Consider the following 13,829-nt stretch of genomic DNA (forward strand, 5'->3'; position numbering starts at 1 on the left):
TCGAACAGACAGATGAATAGGATGACGACCATGACGCTGACGCCAGAGCACTTCCTCGCAATCGCCGATCATACGCTTCTTGCGCCCGGTACGACACCGGACGAGCTTGCGGAGTTCATGGCGCAGGCGGTTGGTCTCGGTGTCACTCGTGTGTGCGTGAGCCCGTCATTGCTGCCAGTCGAAAAGCGCGGTCTTGAAATTGTGACGGTGGTGGGTTTCCCATCGGGAGCTCACCATTCATCAATCAAAGCTGCCGAGGCACGCCAGGCGATCGCTGACGGTGCCGACGAGATCGACATGGTTGTGAACGCCGCATTCGCGCACACTGGTGACTGGGCTAGCTTGGAAGCCGAGATCCGGGCAGTTCGCGAGGAGGTGCCGGGGCCGCACGTGCTTAAGGTCATTCTTGAAACTGCAGCGCTTACACCAGATCAGATTCGTGCGGCGTGCAATGCTGCGGCTGCAGCCGGGGCTGACTTCGTGAAGACCTCCACCGGGTTCAGCCCCGCGGGTGGCGCGACCCTCGAGGCGGTACGAATCATGGCGCAAACCGTCGGTGTGGCCGGCGGTGGGGCGCTCGGAGTGAAAGCCTCAGGGGGCATTCGGACAGCCGACGACGCGCGAGCCATGTGGGAAGCCGGGGCTACACGGTTCGGAGTCTCTGCGACCGAGGCAATCATCGCGGGCTGGAGCGCAGGCGACGCAACCGCAACTGAAACACCTGCAGAACGGGCTGGCTACTAAAAGTGAAACTCGTGGTACAGCGCGCAAGCCGAGCGAGCGTCACTGTCGAAGGCGACATACTCGGCAGTTTTGACGAGCAGGGCCTCGTCGTGCTCGTGGGAGCGACCCACGAAGACACGCCTGAGACTGCGGCGCGTCTCGCAGAAAAGGTCTGGAATCTTCGGGTGCTCGACGACGAACAGTCGTGTGCGATGCGCAACGCACCCATCCTCGTCGTGAGCCAGTTCACGCTATACGGTGACGTGCGGAAGGGCACCCGCCCTTCGTGGAGCAAGGCTGCGCCCGGGGCCGTCGCAGAGCCACTCGTCGATGCCTTCGCAGCTGCCCTTCGCGCGCAGGGCGCAACGGTCAACACTGGCCAATTTGGCGCCTACATGCAGGTCGAACTCGTCAACGACGGCCCGATCACCCTCGTGATCGACAGCGACATGTGGAGTGAGCCTCGCCGCTAGGCGATCCGCCCTACCCAGCTAGGCGGTGTCTTCATCGACCCAGTCCATTGACTTCGTTACGGCCTTCCGCCACTGCCTGAGCAGGCGGTCGCGTTCCTCAGCGGGAAGTTGCGGCTCCCAGCGTCGACCCTCCTGCCAGTTGCTGCGTAACTCGTCCGTGCTCTGCCAGAAGCCGACCGCGAGGCCGGCCGCATACGCGGCACCGAGCGCGGTCGTTTCAGCCACTTGCGGCCGCACGACCGGCACCCCGAGCATGTCGGCCTGAAACTGCATGAGGGTATCGTTCGCGATCATGCCACCGTCGACACGCAGCTCAGTGAGCGCGATGCCCCCGGCCGCCAATACATCTGCGTTCACCGCGTCGAGTACGTCACGGGTCTGATACGCGACAGCTTCAAGTGCCGCGCGCGCAATATGGCCGCGATTCGAATACCGGGTCAGACCGACAATAGCCCCGCGAGCATCTGGACGCCAGTATGGGGCAAACAGCCCAGAGAATGCCGGCACGAGATAGACGCCACCGTTGTCTGCCACGGTGCCGGCAAGCGGTTCTATTTCTGACGCGGCGCGGATCAGTCCAAGCTGGTCACGCAGCCACTGCACGAGCGAACCAGTGACGGCGATCGAACCCTCGAGTGCGTAGTGCGCGGGAGCGTCGCCCAGCTTGTAGGCGACCGTCGAGAGGAGGCCGTTGCCAGATTGTACGATCCGCTCGCCGGTCTGGAAAATGAGGAAGCAGCCGGTACCGTAAGTGTTTTTAGACTCACCAGCTGAGAACGCGGCCTGCCCAAAAGTGGCCGCTTGCTGATCTCCGAGAATGCCAGCGATCGGAACGCCCCGGAGCAGCGACGAATCGGCAACCGTGCCGTAGACCTCTGAAGAAGAGCGGATTTCGGGCAGCATGCTGGGCGGAATATCGTACGCCGCAAGCAACTCATCGTCCCATGTGAGGGTCGCGAGATCCATGAGCATGGTGCGCGAGGCATTCGTCACGTCCGTTGCATGTACGCCGCCATTTGCGCCACCGCTGAGGTTCCAGAGCACCCAAGTATCGGTCGTGCCGAACAGCAGCTCGCCTTTCTCCGCGCGCGCCCGAGCGCCAGGAACCGCATCGAGGATCCACGCGATCTTTGACGCCGAGAAGTAGCTGGTGAGGGGGAGCCCGGTTCGTTCGCGGAAACGATCCGCGCCCAATGGTGACTGAGCGGCAAGCGCATCAACGAGCCCCTGTGTGCGAGTGTCTTGCCACACGATTGCGGGGTGAATGGGCTCGCCCGTTGCCCGATCCCAGACCACTGCGGTCTCGCGTTGGTTCGTGATGCCAATGGCTGCAATGTGTGCCTCGTTGAGTTCAGCCTTGCCGAGGGCAGTGCCAATGACCTCTTGCACATTCGCCCAGATCTCGAGTGCATCGTGCTCAACCCATCCCGCCTGTGGCATGTGTTGGGTATGTTCACGCTGGCCAACCGACACGACCTTGCCGGCGTGGTCGAACACGATCGCCCGGCTAGAAGTCGTGCCCTGGTCGATCGCGAGAACGTGCGTGGCCTTCGAATTCACCATTCCGTCATCCTCCCACGCCAGGCTTACCGAGTGTGACTCGGTGCGCGTCCCGCAGTGTCGCGGTAGCGCGTTCGACTTCTTCCCGCTGCGTGTGTTCGTCCCAGCCGAGATCGGCTGCGACCGCGGCCGCAACCTCTGTGAGCGTCTCGGAAGTGACTCCGCCTCGGAACGCGAGTGACGTGCGGCGCAGCAGCAGGTCATCGAGGTGTACGACGTGCTCAGATCGGGCGAGGAACGCGAGCTCCTCGCGGAAGTAGTCCGGGTGCGTGGCAATCGGCGTTGGGTCGCTCGGCAACGCGGCAAGCACCTCGCTTGCGCGCGTGCCGTACCGATCGAGCAGCATTTCGATCGTGAGACGATCATGCTGAGATCCCTGCTTCGCTACCCACAGCTTGCGAGCTGCAGGGCCGGTCGGGAAGCCAGCGCCGCCGCCGATGGGCGTGGTGCGGGTGTGGTTTCGGCGATCCGCACCCAGGAACGCGAGTGTCTCGTCAGCGAGGTGTTCTGCAAGCGCGCGGAACGTTGTCCACTTGCCGCCTACCAGGCTCAGCGTGCGTACCGACCCGAGCCAGCCGTGCTCGATGCGATAGTCGCGCGAGACAAACCCGGGCAGGGTGTCATCGTGACGGGGGAGCGGGCGCACGCCAGAAAAGGTGTAGACAATGTGTGAGCGATCGATGGTAATCGTTGGGAACACGTGAGCAACAAGGTCGAAGAAATAGTCAATTTCGGCGTCGGTGCAGACGTTTGTCGCGTCGGCCTTGGCTTCGATGTCGGTCGTACCTACGAGCACGCGGTCTTTCAGCGGGTAGATCAGGACGATCCGGCCGTCTGAGTGCTCGAAGAAAATCTCGCGACCGGCTGTTGCTTCGAGGAGCTCGGGGTGATCGAGCACGATGTGCGAGCCCTTGGTGCCGCCCATGTACTGCGTCGGTCGGCCCAGTGCGGCGTTGGTGGCGTCAGTCCAGGGCCCGCTCGCGTTTACGATCGTGCGGGCGGTGAAGGAGAATTCGTCGCCCGTGACCGTGTCTCGAAGTATCGCCTTGCCATCTGTAAAGCCTGCAAGCGCGGTGTAATTCGCCGCGCGTGCGGTGGCATCTTCGGCGCCCGTGCCCGCGCCTGAGCCCGTAGTCAATCCGTCGGCCAACACATCGAGTGCGAGCCGCTCGGGGTCGTGCATCGATGCATCGTAGTAACTCGCCGTGTACTTGACGCCTCCGTTCAGGCGAGGGAGCGCGCGGATCGATTGTGAACGACCGTGGAACTTATGGCGCGGAACCTGACCACCGTCACGTGAGAACGTGTCATAGATCAGGAGACCGATCTTGATGAGAACCGCCCCACGCTCGCGCGGCTTTCCGCGACCGTGTGTAATCAGGAGCCTGAACGGCGCAGTGATAATGCCGGAAAATGTCGAAAAGATCGGAATCGTCGTGAGGAGCGGTTTCACGTAGTGTGGGGCGTTCTTGATGAGTCGATTGCGCTCTTGCACTGCCTCGCGTACGAGTCTGAATTCGCCGTTTTCCAGGTAGCGGATCCCGCCATGCACCATGTGACTCGAGGCGGCTGAAGCGCCTGACACGTAGTCATTCTGCTCAACCAGGGCAACATCGATTCCCTGCAGTGCGAGTTCGCGGAAGGTAGCGAGGCCGTTGATGCCACCGCCGATAATGAGAACCTCGGCGTGCGGGCGCGCGCGAAGTGCAGTGAGACGGTCGGAAGAATGCTTGGCAGTCATGGTCAATGATCTCCTCTGCTCGCGACAATGCGGCCGTAGGGCTGCTTTAAGCCTAGCGAGAGATGTCGGTCGTGTGTGGTGCAATAGAGGCATGACGAAAACAGATCCTGCTTGGCGGCACGAAGCATCAATTCTGCACGCCGACATGGACTCATTTTTCGTCTCGGTTGAACTTCTTGAGCGACCTGAATTGATCGGCACACCGGTTGCTTCGGCGTTCGACGGTGAACGATCAGTGGTGTCGAGCGCGAGTTACGAGGCGCGGCGCTTCGGGGTGCGCTCCGCGATGCCGGTTGCGCGTGCAAAACAGTTGTGTCCGCAGATCGTTCTGATTCCGCCAGACATGTCGAAGTACGCGGCGGCTTCAAAGCAGATCATGCAGATTTTCCGCGAGTTCACGCCGCTCGTCGAGCCGATCAGCGTCGATGAAGCCTTTCTCGACGTTGCCGGTTCGGTGCGGTTGTTTGGTTCGCCGGTCGAGATAGCCCGCCAGATCCGTGAACGAGTGCGCGAGCGCACCGGTCTGCCCGTCTCGGTCGGCCTCGCCGGTACGAAATTCATTGCCAAGCTTGCGTCGCAGCGTGCCAAGCCAGACGGTCTGCTTGAAATTCCACCAGCGCGCACTCTCGAGTTCCTACATCCTCTCCCAATTGGCGCCATGTGGGGCGTCGGAGCAGCGACCGAGCGGGCCCTCTCCGGGCGTGCAATCCACACCGTAGGTGAACTTGCCCGCGAGCCGCTTGAATCGCTCCGTCGCATCGTCGGCAACGCCAGCGCTGAAAAGCTGCACGCGCTCGCCAACGGTCGCGATGTGCGTTCGGTAAACACGACGCGTGTGGAGAAAAGCATCGGACACGAAGAGACATTTGCCGTTGACGTTGCCGACCCCGTCGTACTCGAGCGCGAGCTGCTTCGGCTTTCAGCGAAGATCGGTGAGCGACTGCGTGACAAAGCGTTCGTTGCCCGCACAATCGCCATTAAAGTTCGGTGGTCGAGCTTTGAAACTGTCACGCGTTCAAAGACTCTCGCTGATCCGACAGACGCGACTCAGCGCATTTACAGAACCGCGAAAGATCTCTTTGAAGAGTTTGGCGCTGCACGAAGGCCGGTTCGCCTCATCGGTGTGCGCGCAGAACAGCTCTCGCTCGGCGGCGGTGCTTCCACCGCGCTGTGGGACGACGACGAGCAGTGGCGTGCGGTCGATCAGGCGGTCGATGAAGTGCGCGGTAAGTTTGCTGGTCTTGGACTCACCCCGGCAAGACTGCTTGGCGGCCGTGGCAAGGTCGTCGATCCGCGCTCTTTGCGCACCCCTGACAACCTAAATGAGTGAGCGAGTGTGCTGAGTCGCGAACGCTGAGCTCAGCGCTGGCCTACGCCATATGATCTGGCAAATCGTCAGAGACAGTTTCGTTTGCGTCGTCGTCGTGCAACACCTCGACGAGAACAACGATTGACTCGAGCAGACCAGCGAGCCAGTCATAGACCATGACGGTGCCACGGGTCTCTTCGTCATCAATGAGGGTGTCGTGATCTTCCTCTGACTCGATGCCAATGCGAGCCGCAAGGGCAATGCGCAGCGACGTGACCGTGCGGAGCCACGGAAGCAGGGTCGCCTCCGTGATGATGACCTCGATAGATGATTCTGGATCCGCGCGCCCGAGACCAAGATCACCAGTGACCTGCATGGCATCTTGCAGCTTGCGGTTAATAAGGCCTTGCTCGGTGACGCGGCGGAACTGCGCGGCGTCATCGGCGTCCTCAAACGCGTTGGGGAAGAGCGCCGCGAGCGCGGGATCTTCAGGGAGCTCGTCTGATCCGCCAACTTCGAGGCTCGCAAAGAGCGGGTCGGGATCAAGGGTCGTGCTGCTGTGGCTCTGAACAAGGCCAATCAGCTGACCGACGAGGTGGTCGAGCATGCTCGCCTCTTCGGCCTCGAGCATGAGTACCAATTCATCGCCGCTGGTGTACATTCGCATGGGCTAGCCGACCTTCTGAACGGTTGCGGTGAGACCGTAGCCGTGCATTGCTTCGACGTGCATTTCCATGGCTTCGCGACTCCCCTCGGCTACGGCTGCGCGCCCCTCGGTGTGCACCTTCAGCATGAGCTCTTCAGCTTGGTCCTGTGAGAATCCAAAGTAGGAACGAAACACGTAGCTTACGTACGTCATGAGATTGATGGGATCGTCCCAGACGATTGTCTGCCACGGTTGCTCTGGAGTGAGCTGCGCGGAGTCTTGCGTCGACGCGGAACGCTCGGCGATTGCGACCATCTATCCCCACCCCAATTCATGAATTCGTTCTTCGGTGATGCCGTAAAAGTGCGCGATCTCGTGCACGAGTGTGATTCTGATTTCAGCCACGAGTTCATCGAAGTCTGCACAGTGTTCGAGTAAATTCTTGCGGAACAAGATGATGCGGTCTGGTTCTTCACCGTACCCGTATATGCCGCGTTCTGCCACAGAGAAGCCCTCGTAGATGCCGAGAACGTCACTGCCGTCATCTGGTTCGTCCTCGATGAGGAAGATCACGTTGTCGAGTTCGGCCATCATCTCGGGATGGAGAGAATCGAGTCCGTCGGCGACGAGCTCTTCAAACGATTCAGCGGAAACTTCGAGCATGGTCTCACCCTATCGGCGTCGCTCGGGAAGCAGGGGAGCCGCGCTACGGGACAAATTGGCGGGTTCGGCGGCGCCGGCTTCTGCGTTCATTTCGGCGCGGATCGCGCGCACCGCATCGCGCCCGGCACGGTTCGCGCCAACCGTTGATTGGGATGAGCCGTAGCCAATGACGAACAGGTGTGGTTCATCGAGCGAGCGGCCATTGCCGACTCGAATCCCACCTTCGATTGTGCGTAGCTGGAGCGGCTTCAGATGTCGGAGTTCGGCGTGGAAGCCTGTCGCCCACAGGATGACGTCGGCCGGCTCAAGGGAGCCATCTGGCATTCGGACCCCGTGCGGCTCGATGCGCGTGAACATCGGGTGCGCGTTGAGTACGCCGCGCTCTGCTGCCCGAAGCACCCAGGGCGCCTCAAACATGCCAGTTACTGAGGCGACACTGCGCGGGGGAAGCCCTGCGCGCGTGCGCTCTTCCACCTCGTCGAGTGACGCGAGAATCTGCTGCTGCGTGAAATGCGGTACCCATTCTGGCGGGGTGCGAGTCACCCAAAAAGTATCGGTGTACCGCGATACTTCTTCAAGTAGCTGGGTCGCCGAGATGCCGCCACCCACGATGACGACGCGGCGGCCAACGAACGCCTCGGGGGCGACGTAGGTCTGCACGTGTAGCTGCTCGCCCGCAAAGTCAGCGGCGCCTGGATAAAACGGAACGTAGGGTCTGGTCCACGTTCCCGTGGCATTGATGACGTACGCTGCGGACCAGTCGCCTCGCGATGTCTCAATGATGAAGTGGGGTGCGGATCCGGCAGCGCCCCTGCGTACCGATTCCACTCGAACCGGCCGGTGAACGTCAAGATCGAAACGCTGCTCATATGCATCGAAGTATGCGGGAAGCACGGCGTTGCTCCGGGCCTGCGGGGGAGCGGGCGGGACGGGAAAGCCGGGCAGCTCGTAGATGTTGTTGACGGTCGACATCGTGAGCGATTCCCAGCGGTGTTGCCAGGCGCCACCCGGGGTCTCGTTTGCGTCGAGCACCGCAAAGCTGCGCTCATGAGTCTGCGCTCGGCTATCTGGGACAAAGCCGATGCGTTGCAAATGATAGGCGGCAGACAGGCCTGCCTGACCTGCGCCGATGACCAACACGTCAACGTGTGGCATGTAAACCCCCTATGAATGTGAGAACGCCCCCGCTTGATGATCTCAGAGATCACGGGCGGGGGCGCTCAAGTCCGAAATAAATTTCAGACGAGTCTTGGCTGCGAGTTAGGCAGCGCGGACCTGCTTCATAGCTGCGGTCCAAGCAACGAGCTGATCGAGCATGGGGTCAACCGAAGCTGCCTGCATCTCGGTCGGCTTGAAGGTCGAGAAGTTCTCGAAGTCGGTGAAGAGCGAGAACATGCCCTGCTTCTGGACGTGAGCGATCTGCATCTCCGAGAGGATGCCGCGAAGGTGCTCAACTGCGCGGACGCCGAATGCCGAGCCGTAGCCGACGATGCCAGCTGCCTTGTTTGCCCACTCCTGGTTGAGGAAGCTGATTGCGTTGGTGAGTGCAGCGGGAACCGAGTGGTTGTACTCGCCGGTCACGAAGACGAAGCCGTCGAACTCAGCGATCTTTGCAGCGAAGGCCTTGGTGTGCTCCTGCGAGTACTGTGCGTACGCGGCGGGTGCAGCCTCATCGAGGAGGGGGAGGTTGAAGTCTGCGATGTCAACGAGCTCGTACTGAGCGTCGTTGCGGAGGTTTGCGCGCTCAACGAGCCACTCAGCAACGCCAGCGTTAACGCGGCCGGGGCGGGTGGAACCAGTGATGATGGCGATCTTGTTCAAGAGCATTCCTTTTCAGTGAAGAAATCTGTACTCGATGGCGAAGGGAACATCTGTAATGCGTAACGCCTATCGGAAATCGCGGTGACTGCGACAACAGAAACTATGTTTGCATGAAAATAGCTTTCGTGCAAGAGGTTTCTTTGTGAGATATTTCTGTGTATGATTTTTCGTAGATAATGAGTGACTGCCCGTGTGGGTGGCAATGGCTGAGTGGTTGAGGGAGTGACGTGCCGTGGTAGATGATGCGACCGCAGTTGAATTGTGGGGGCGCGTAATTCACGGTTTCCAGGCCACGAATCGTCGCTTGCATGCAGAGATGCGCTACGACTTCGATCTCAATGAAGCAGAAGCCGAGACGCTTCTTGAGCTTCATCGCCAGCCAGAACATCGTGCAAAGCTGAGCTTCTTAGCAAAGGGAGCGGGTTTCTCGACCGGTGGATTCACCAAAATCGCCGACAAGCTCTCAAACCGCGGCCTTGCGGTGCGCGTCGCCTGCGAGGAAGACCGCCGTGTCTCATATCTAGGCCTCACGGAAGGTGGGCTGGAAATGGCGTCGGCATTGACTGCGGCCGTCGCAAACGCCAATCGCCGCCACTTCATTGACGTGCTCGGAGAAGAGCAGGCGTGCCAGGTCGCAACGGCGATGACGTACTTGTACCGCGCAAACTCGGTGTAGATTTCTCGGTCGTTTTCGGCTTAACTCCTCGAGAATGGCCCGTTCTCTCGAGATTGGTGCCCATGCCAGTCGACGATAGCCCACGGTTCGCGGTGCTGCATCTGAGCTCGGATTCGAGTAGACAGTGGCAGTAACTCTGCCGAAGTGCCCCCAAATCTGCCTTTGTTGGCGGAATAAGGCCGCCCGCCCGCGAGGTTGGCCCTATGTGACCTTGACGAATCTTGTCCTGCGCTGGTGGGTGAAACTGGCGCAGAAGTGGCGATGCGGGGGAGTGAGCGCACAGTGAACCCCTCGAAAGGGGCTCGTTCTCCCGAAATAGGCAGTTGAGACCGCTGGCGCCATCTCGAGAGAAACTATCGATCTCGAGAGGTTGACCCCGCAGGTAAAACAAAACAACCCCTGACTCGAAAGTCGGGGGTTGTTTTCTCAGGGTCCCTGCGCAGACAGTCCTCAAACCCTACCCCGAAGCTGAATTCGTTGATTTCTCGCTGGAAACGGGGGGCATGCCGGGTATGGCAGCGGGCCGATAGCACCCCGATTCAAGACGTGCGAGGGCCCTGCGTCAGGAGGATTGGAAAACCTCAAACCTTCCTCACCCCCGCTGAAGTAGACCGCCTGGTCGACGACTACCTCGCTGGTCTCAGCCTCGGATACTTGGCTCAAAAGTATCGTGTGCACCGCGCAACCGTTTCGAATCACATCACCCGAAACAACGTCGTGCGACGTCAGCACGGCCTCACAATCGAGGAAGCCGCAGAGGTAGTAAAACTGCACTGCGGTGGCATCTCGATGCGCGCGATCGCCCGCACACTTGGCATTGACCGAAAGCAGGTGCGCGTGTACCTCGTTACCTCTGGTGCGTTGGGAGATTAAATCAGATCACGAAGTTGTGTCCCCTAATTGTTTGCGAGTTGGATGAGCTTTTCGCGAGCTTGCTTCTCGATCTGACGCACACGTTCTCGCGTCACCCCGAGTTCTTCACCGATAGCGTCTAACGTCATAGGTTCTCGGGGCGCTTCCTTCGTAACATAGAATGGGAGTCCGTGTCGCTTTTGCAGGACTTCTTCTTCGCGACTAGTCAGATTTCGAAGAACAACGTCAACACCAAGACGTAGGTCTTCGACAAGCAGAGCATGGTCTACTCCTTCGTCATGATCGTCGATGGTGGTGTCACCGAATGCGACTTCCTAGACGTGACCCGGCTCAAGGACCAAACTCTTCGATCGATGTTCAACGGTGGCTCATCTAGTTTTAGGAGTGCGGTCAGGTCACGTACCGTCATTTGCAGCTGATTCGCTACGAGTGCGAGCGCAGTGCTCTCATCAGCATGCGCTTCTGCATCCTTCTTGAGACTTTGCGCCTTCTTCAGCTCTTCGACGTTGTGAACTGGGATACGGATTGTGCGAGATGTATCTGCTGTTGCGCGCGTGATGGCTTGCTGCACCCACCACGTTGCGTAGGTGGAAAGCTTAAAACCCTTTCGGAAATCCCATTTCTGTATTGCACGTTCCGCTGCAAAGCTCACCGAGGCCGAGGCCGAGATGTTCTTCACCGTCATCGACAACTGGGTTGCGTTCGCAGACCGCCTCCGAGAAGCACTCGACCAGCTCGATGCCGGTGGCGGGGTGCGCGGCTTCGATGACGAGCTCGACGCCATCGTTCTCAGTGAGCACGTGTTCGAGCCACTCGTCGTCGAGGGGGCCGAGCTCGGTGTTGAGCGTCTCGTATTCAAACCACCGGCGGATCCACTCCCAGTCGTCGCGCACCATTCGTCGTGCGACGGCGCCGCCAGCTGCGCCCTGTGAACCAAGCTGCTCTGCCATGCTCTGAATGTAGCACTGCCGGGCGCTGCGCGCGACGGTCTATGAATCCGCTGCAGCGAGCCAGCTCAGCACCTCGGCGGGGTGCCCTCCCGGATCCGAGATCTCGGTGAAGCGATGCACGATTGCCCCGGCTTCGATTACCAGGGTGGCCCTGCGGTAGAGCCGTGCACCCTGGAACGAGAATGTCGCGAGCCCCAGTGGAGACGCGAGCGCGAGCGCTGAGTCGGAGAGGAGCGGGTATGGAAGATGCAGGCGCGCAGCGGCCTCGGCCTGACAGGCGCGATCTTGCGTCGATAGGCCGAGGAACGCCGTCTCCTGCGCAGCGAATTCGCTGGCCAGGTCTCGGAACGAGCAGGTCTCGGCCGTGCAGCCGCGCGCACCCGGGAGCATCTCCCATCCTGAATGCGCCCCCTCGGGTGGGCTGGTGCGCGGGTAGACGAAGAGCACGCTCCTGCCAGGTAGTGCGCTGAGGTCGATCGCGTCGCCAACCGTAGAAGGGAATGCCCGTTGCGGGACCTTCGTCGTTGCACGCATTTGTACCGCAATAACGTCTCGCGGGCGAAAGCCGCGGTGCCTCGCAGCGTGCGCCCCATCGTATCGATAGCCCCTCGGACCCACGCTCCGGCCGAGGCAGTCTGCCAGTAGACTGGGTGATGTCTTTCGTCGTGTCGCGCTCCGCGACTCGCGGCCCCCTCAGAGATCCGACCGGAAGACGGCGCCCGATCATGCAGCAGCATCCCACCCGAACGGCAGTGACCTGGGAAGAGCGTTGGGGTGCAATCGCCGACGAAGTGGTTGAGCGCGAGCGAGTGGCCAGCACCGAAGCACGTCGTGTTGGTCGATGACAGACTCACCGCAGACAGGGCCATCGGGTTCGCCTCGCAGGGAACAGCGATGCTCTGGCAGAGCGATTTTCACGGTGCAAAGCAGATCTTGAGCGCCATCGGCCGTCGCCTCACGAGGCAGGGCACGAAGACTGGCAAGCGCGGCGCAGCTCCCGCGACCGCGGCGGAGCAGTTCTACCGGATCCGGCATATGCGTGCCCAGCGCTCTCGGGTGCTCTCGCTGATCCTGATTCCCCTTGAGGTGCAGGGTGGCGTCGTGAGCATCCCGCTGCCGCGCGCGCCCGAGGTCGATGCGGCTATCCGGTTCGCCTACGGGGATCTTGGCTTAGGCGGGCAGGAGCGCACAGTTGTCAGCCTTCAGTAACTCGTCGGCGTGCTGAGCGCGCATGAGTGGTATGTGAACGGGGTCGACGTGCCGAGCCTCGGAGTGAGGATCCACCCGCACTATGGCACGTTCATGCCGACGCGCCACGAGTACGTTGACCTCGTCGCTAGCGAGCCACTTCCGGCACACGATCTCGCCTTCGACATAGGCACCGGTACTGGCGTGCACTCGGCAGTGCTCGCGAAGCGGGGCATCAGACGCGTCATCGGCACCGACTTGCAAAGGCGGGCGGTTGACTGCGCGACTGAGAACTTCGAGCTTCTCGGCATCGCGGACGTCGCAGAGGCACGAATCTGCGACATGTTCCCCGACGGCAAAGCCTCGCTTATCGTCTGTAACCCGCCGTGGCTGCCGGGCAGCGCGGCCACCTCGTTCGACGCGGCGATCTACGATCCGGGAAGCCAGATGCTGCTTGACGCGATTGCCCCCGCCGGACTCGAGGTGATCAGCCGTCTCGACACGACGCCGGCCCACTGCCGCGCGTCTGACGCCACGGACGTGCTGCACGCGGCGCGCTCCCGCGAGGTGACCTCGCTGTGGCGGCTCCGCGTCGCGGCGACCGCCGCATCATCGGGGGCTTGCTGACCGTCAGATAGCATTGTGTTGAGCATGAACAAGGAAACGAGGGACATGTCGGAACCATCTCGCGAGGCAGCAGAGCAACCTGACCTCCTGCAGCAGGTACATCTGTCGACCGAGGAGGGGGTTTACGGCCTCATTCTCGTCGCGGGACTCATTGCGGTGGCAGGTTCGACGGGCCAAGGGCCAGTCCAGACGCTCGCGTTCATCGCGATTACTGTCGGCGTCTTCTGGGCGGCTCACGTCTACGCTGGAACAGTTGCTACTCACAGTGGCAACTCGGCTGCGCATGTGTCACTGAGGGCCGCATTCCGGCACTCCCTGACCCGCTCCCGCGGGCTTCTCACAGCGGTCATACCTCCTGCGATTCCGCTGGTACTCAGCGCGCTTGGCGTGTTTGAGGCGCGTACAGCGGATTGGCTCGCACTTTGGGCGATCGTTGGAGTGCTCGCGACCCTTGGCTACCTTGCTTACTCACGGAAGGGTGCGGCGCTTCATGTGCGCCTGATAGGTGCGGCGTCAACTGCGGCATTCGGGATCGTGATCATCCTGGCAAAGGCACTGTTGCACCACTAGCCGCCAGAA

The 13,829-nt window shown here is 61.1% G+C and carries 19 protein-coding genes; 8 read left to right on the forward strand and 11 right to left on the reverse strand.

Annotated features, from left to right (window positions below; translation table 11 throughout):
* The first annotated feature begins 21 nt into the window (after positions 1–21).
* A complete protein-coding gene (deoC, locus tag ICL81_RS02435) occupies positions 22–744 on the forward strand; it encodes a deoxyribose-phosphate aldolase (protein WP_370566818.1) in 723 nt (240 codons plus the stop codon).
* 2 nt (positions 745–746) lie between these two features.
* Positions 747–1,196 (forward strand): D-aminoacyl-tRNA deacylase, encoded by a 450-nt coding sequence (gene dtd, locus ICL81_RS02440; protein WP_188033369.1) that lies wholly within the window; start codon positions 747–749, stop codon positions 1,194–1,196.
* An 18-nt stretch (positions 1,197–1,214) separates the two neighbouring features.
* Here the strand turns inward: dtd and glpK are convergent, their stop codons facing one another.
* Together glpK and ICL81_RS02450 are read right to left on the reverse strand one after the other, a co-directional pair.
* Positions 1,215–2,759: a glycerol kinase GlpK gene (gene glpK, locus ICL81_RS02445; RefSeq protein ID WP_188033370.1), complete on the reverse strand. Its 1,545-nt coding sequence runs from the start codon at positions 2,757–2,759 to the stop codon at positions 1,215–1,217.
* 4 nt (positions 2,760–2,763) lie between these two features.
* Positions 2,764–4,497: a glycerol-3-phosphate dehydrogenase/oxidase gene (locus ICL81_RS02450; protein ID WP_188033371.1), complete on the reverse strand. Its 1,734-nt coding sequence runs from the start codon at positions 4,495–4,497 to the stop codon at positions 2,764–2,766.
* A gap of 91 nt (positions 4,498–4,588) precedes the next feature.
* Here ICL81_RS02450 and dinB point away from each other — a divergent pair, with 91 nt between their 5' ends.
* On the forward strand, positions 4,589–5,827 hold the full coding sequence (gene dinB, locus ICL81_RS02455) for a DNA polymerase IV (RefSeq protein WP_188033372.1): 1,239 nt from the start codon (positions 4,589–4,591) through the stop codon (positions 5,825–5,827).
* Positions 5,828–5,867: 40 nt separating this feature from the next.
* Here the strand turns inward: dinB and ICL81_RS02460 are convergent, their stop codons facing one another.
* From ICL81_RS02460 to ICL81_RS02480, 5 genes are all read right to left on the reverse strand, one after another.
* The gene (locus tag ICL81_RS02460) at positions 5,868–6,473 is read right to left on the reverse strand and encodes a DUF2017 family protein (protein WP_188033373.1); all 606 of its coding nucleotides are present in this window, start codon (positions 6,471–6,473) and stop codon (positions 5,868–5,870) included.
* Positions 6,474–6,476: 3 nt separating this feature from the next.
* A complete protein-coding gene (clpS, locus tag ICL81_RS02465) occupies positions 6,477–6,767 on the reverse strand; it encodes an ATP-dependent Clp protease adapter ClpS (protein ID WP_188033374.1) in 291 nt (96 codons plus the stop codon).
* Entirely contained in the window at positions 6,768–7,115 is a 348-nt protein-coding gene (locus ICL81_RS02470) for a metallopeptidase family protein (RefSeq protein ID WP_188033375.1), read from the reverse strand. It abuts the gene before it with no gap.
* 9 nt (positions 7,116–7,124) lie between these two features.
* Positions 7,125–8,270 (reverse strand): NAD(P)-binding domain-containing protein, encoded by a 1,146-nt coding sequence (locus ICL81_RS02475; RefSeq protein WP_188033376.1) that lies wholly within the window; start codon positions 8,268–8,270, stop codon positions 7,125–7,127.
* A 105-nt stretch (positions 8,271–8,375) separates the two neighbouring features.
* Positions 8,376–8,936 (reverse strand): NADPH-dependent FMN reductase, encoded by a 561-nt coding sequence (locus tag ICL81_RS02480; protein WP_188033377.1) that lies wholly within the window; start codon positions 8,934–8,936, stop codon positions 8,376–8,378.
* 232 nt (positions 8,937–9,168) lie between these two features.
* Here ICL81_RS02480 and ICL81_RS02485 point away from each other — a divergent pair, with 232 nt between their 5' ends.
* Together ICL81_RS02485 and ICL81_RS02490 are read left to right on the forward strand one after the other, a co-directional pair.
* Complete coding sequence (locus tag ICL81_RS02485; RefSeq protein WP_353055391.1) at positions 9,169–9,612, forward strand: MarR family transcriptional regulator; 444 nt, start codon at positions 9,169–9,171, stop codon at positions 9,610–9,612.
* Between the two features lie 654 nt (positions 9,613–10,266).
* On the forward strand, positions 10,267–10,485 hold the full coding sequence (locus ICL81_RS02490) for a hypothetical protein (protein WP_223160512.1): 219 nt from the start codon (positions 10,267–10,269) through the stop codon (positions 10,483–10,485).
* A gap of 23 nt (positions 10,486–10,508) precedes the next feature.
* On the opposite strand, the gene ICL81_RS02495 is transcribed toward ICL81_RS02490, so the two are convergent.
* The 4 genes from ICL81_RS02495 to ICL81_RS02505 are packed head-to-tail and all read right to left on the reverse strand — an operon-like array spanning position 10,509 to position 11,969.
* Entirely contained in the window at positions 10,509–10,775 is a 267-nt protein-coding gene (locus ICL81_RS02495; RefSeq protein ID WP_188033442.1) for a sigma factor-like helix-turn-helix DNA-binding protein, read from the reverse strand.
* Entirely contained in the window at positions 10,751–11,170 is a 420-nt protein-coding gene (locus tag ICL81_RS02500) for a sigma factor (RefSeq protein ID WP_251381617.1), read from the reverse strand. The genes ICL81_RS02495 and ICL81_RS02500 overlap by 25 nt, the downstream gene beginning before the upstream one ends.
* On the reverse strand, positions 11,082–11,435 hold the full coding sequence (locus tag ICL81_RS11895) for a hypothetical protein (protein ID WP_251381619.1): 354 nt from the start codon (positions 11,433–11,435) through the stop codon (positions 11,082–11,084). Before ICL81_RS11895 ends, ICL81_RS02500 begins: the two co-directional genes overlap by 89 nt.
* 39 nt (positions 11,436–11,474) lie before the next feature.
* Positions 11,475–11,969 (reverse strand): peroxiredoxin, encoded by a 495-nt coding sequence (locus ICL81_RS02505; protein WP_188033379.1) that lies wholly within the window; start codon positions 11,967–11,969, stop codon positions 11,475–11,477.
* A 360-nt stretch (positions 11,970–12,329) separates the two neighbouring features.
* Between ICL81_RS02505 and ICL81_RS11900 the strand changes: the two genes are divergently transcribed.
* The 3 genes from ICL81_RS11900 to ICL81_RS02515 are packed head-to-tail and all read left to right on the forward strand — an operon-like array spanning position 12,330 to position 13,820.
* Entirely contained in the window at positions 12,330–12,644 is a 315-nt protein-coding gene (locus ICL81_RS11900; protein WP_251381621.1) for a hypothetical protein, read from the forward strand.
* Between the two features lie 9 nt (positions 12,645–12,653).
* On the forward strand, positions 12,654–13,250 hold the full coding sequence (locus ICL81_RS11905; protein WP_353055392.1) for a class I SAM-dependent methyltransferase: 597 nt from the start codon (positions 12,654–12,656) through the stop codon (positions 13,248–13,250).
* A 45-nt stretch (positions 13,251–13,295) separates the two neighbouring features.
* Positions 13,296–13,820 carry a hypothetical protein gene (locus ICL81_RS02515; RefSeq protein WP_188033380.1) on the forward strand — a complete coding sequence of 175 codons (525 nt, stop codon included), beginning with the start codon at positions 13,296–13,298 and terminating at the stop codon, positions 13,818–13,820.
* Positions 13,821–13,829: the final 9 nt, after the last annotated feature.

The organism is Leucobacter sp. cx-328 (assembly GCF_014530035.1).
Lineage (GTDB): Bacteria > Actinomycetota > Actinomycetes > Actinomycetales > Microbacteriaceae > Leucobacter.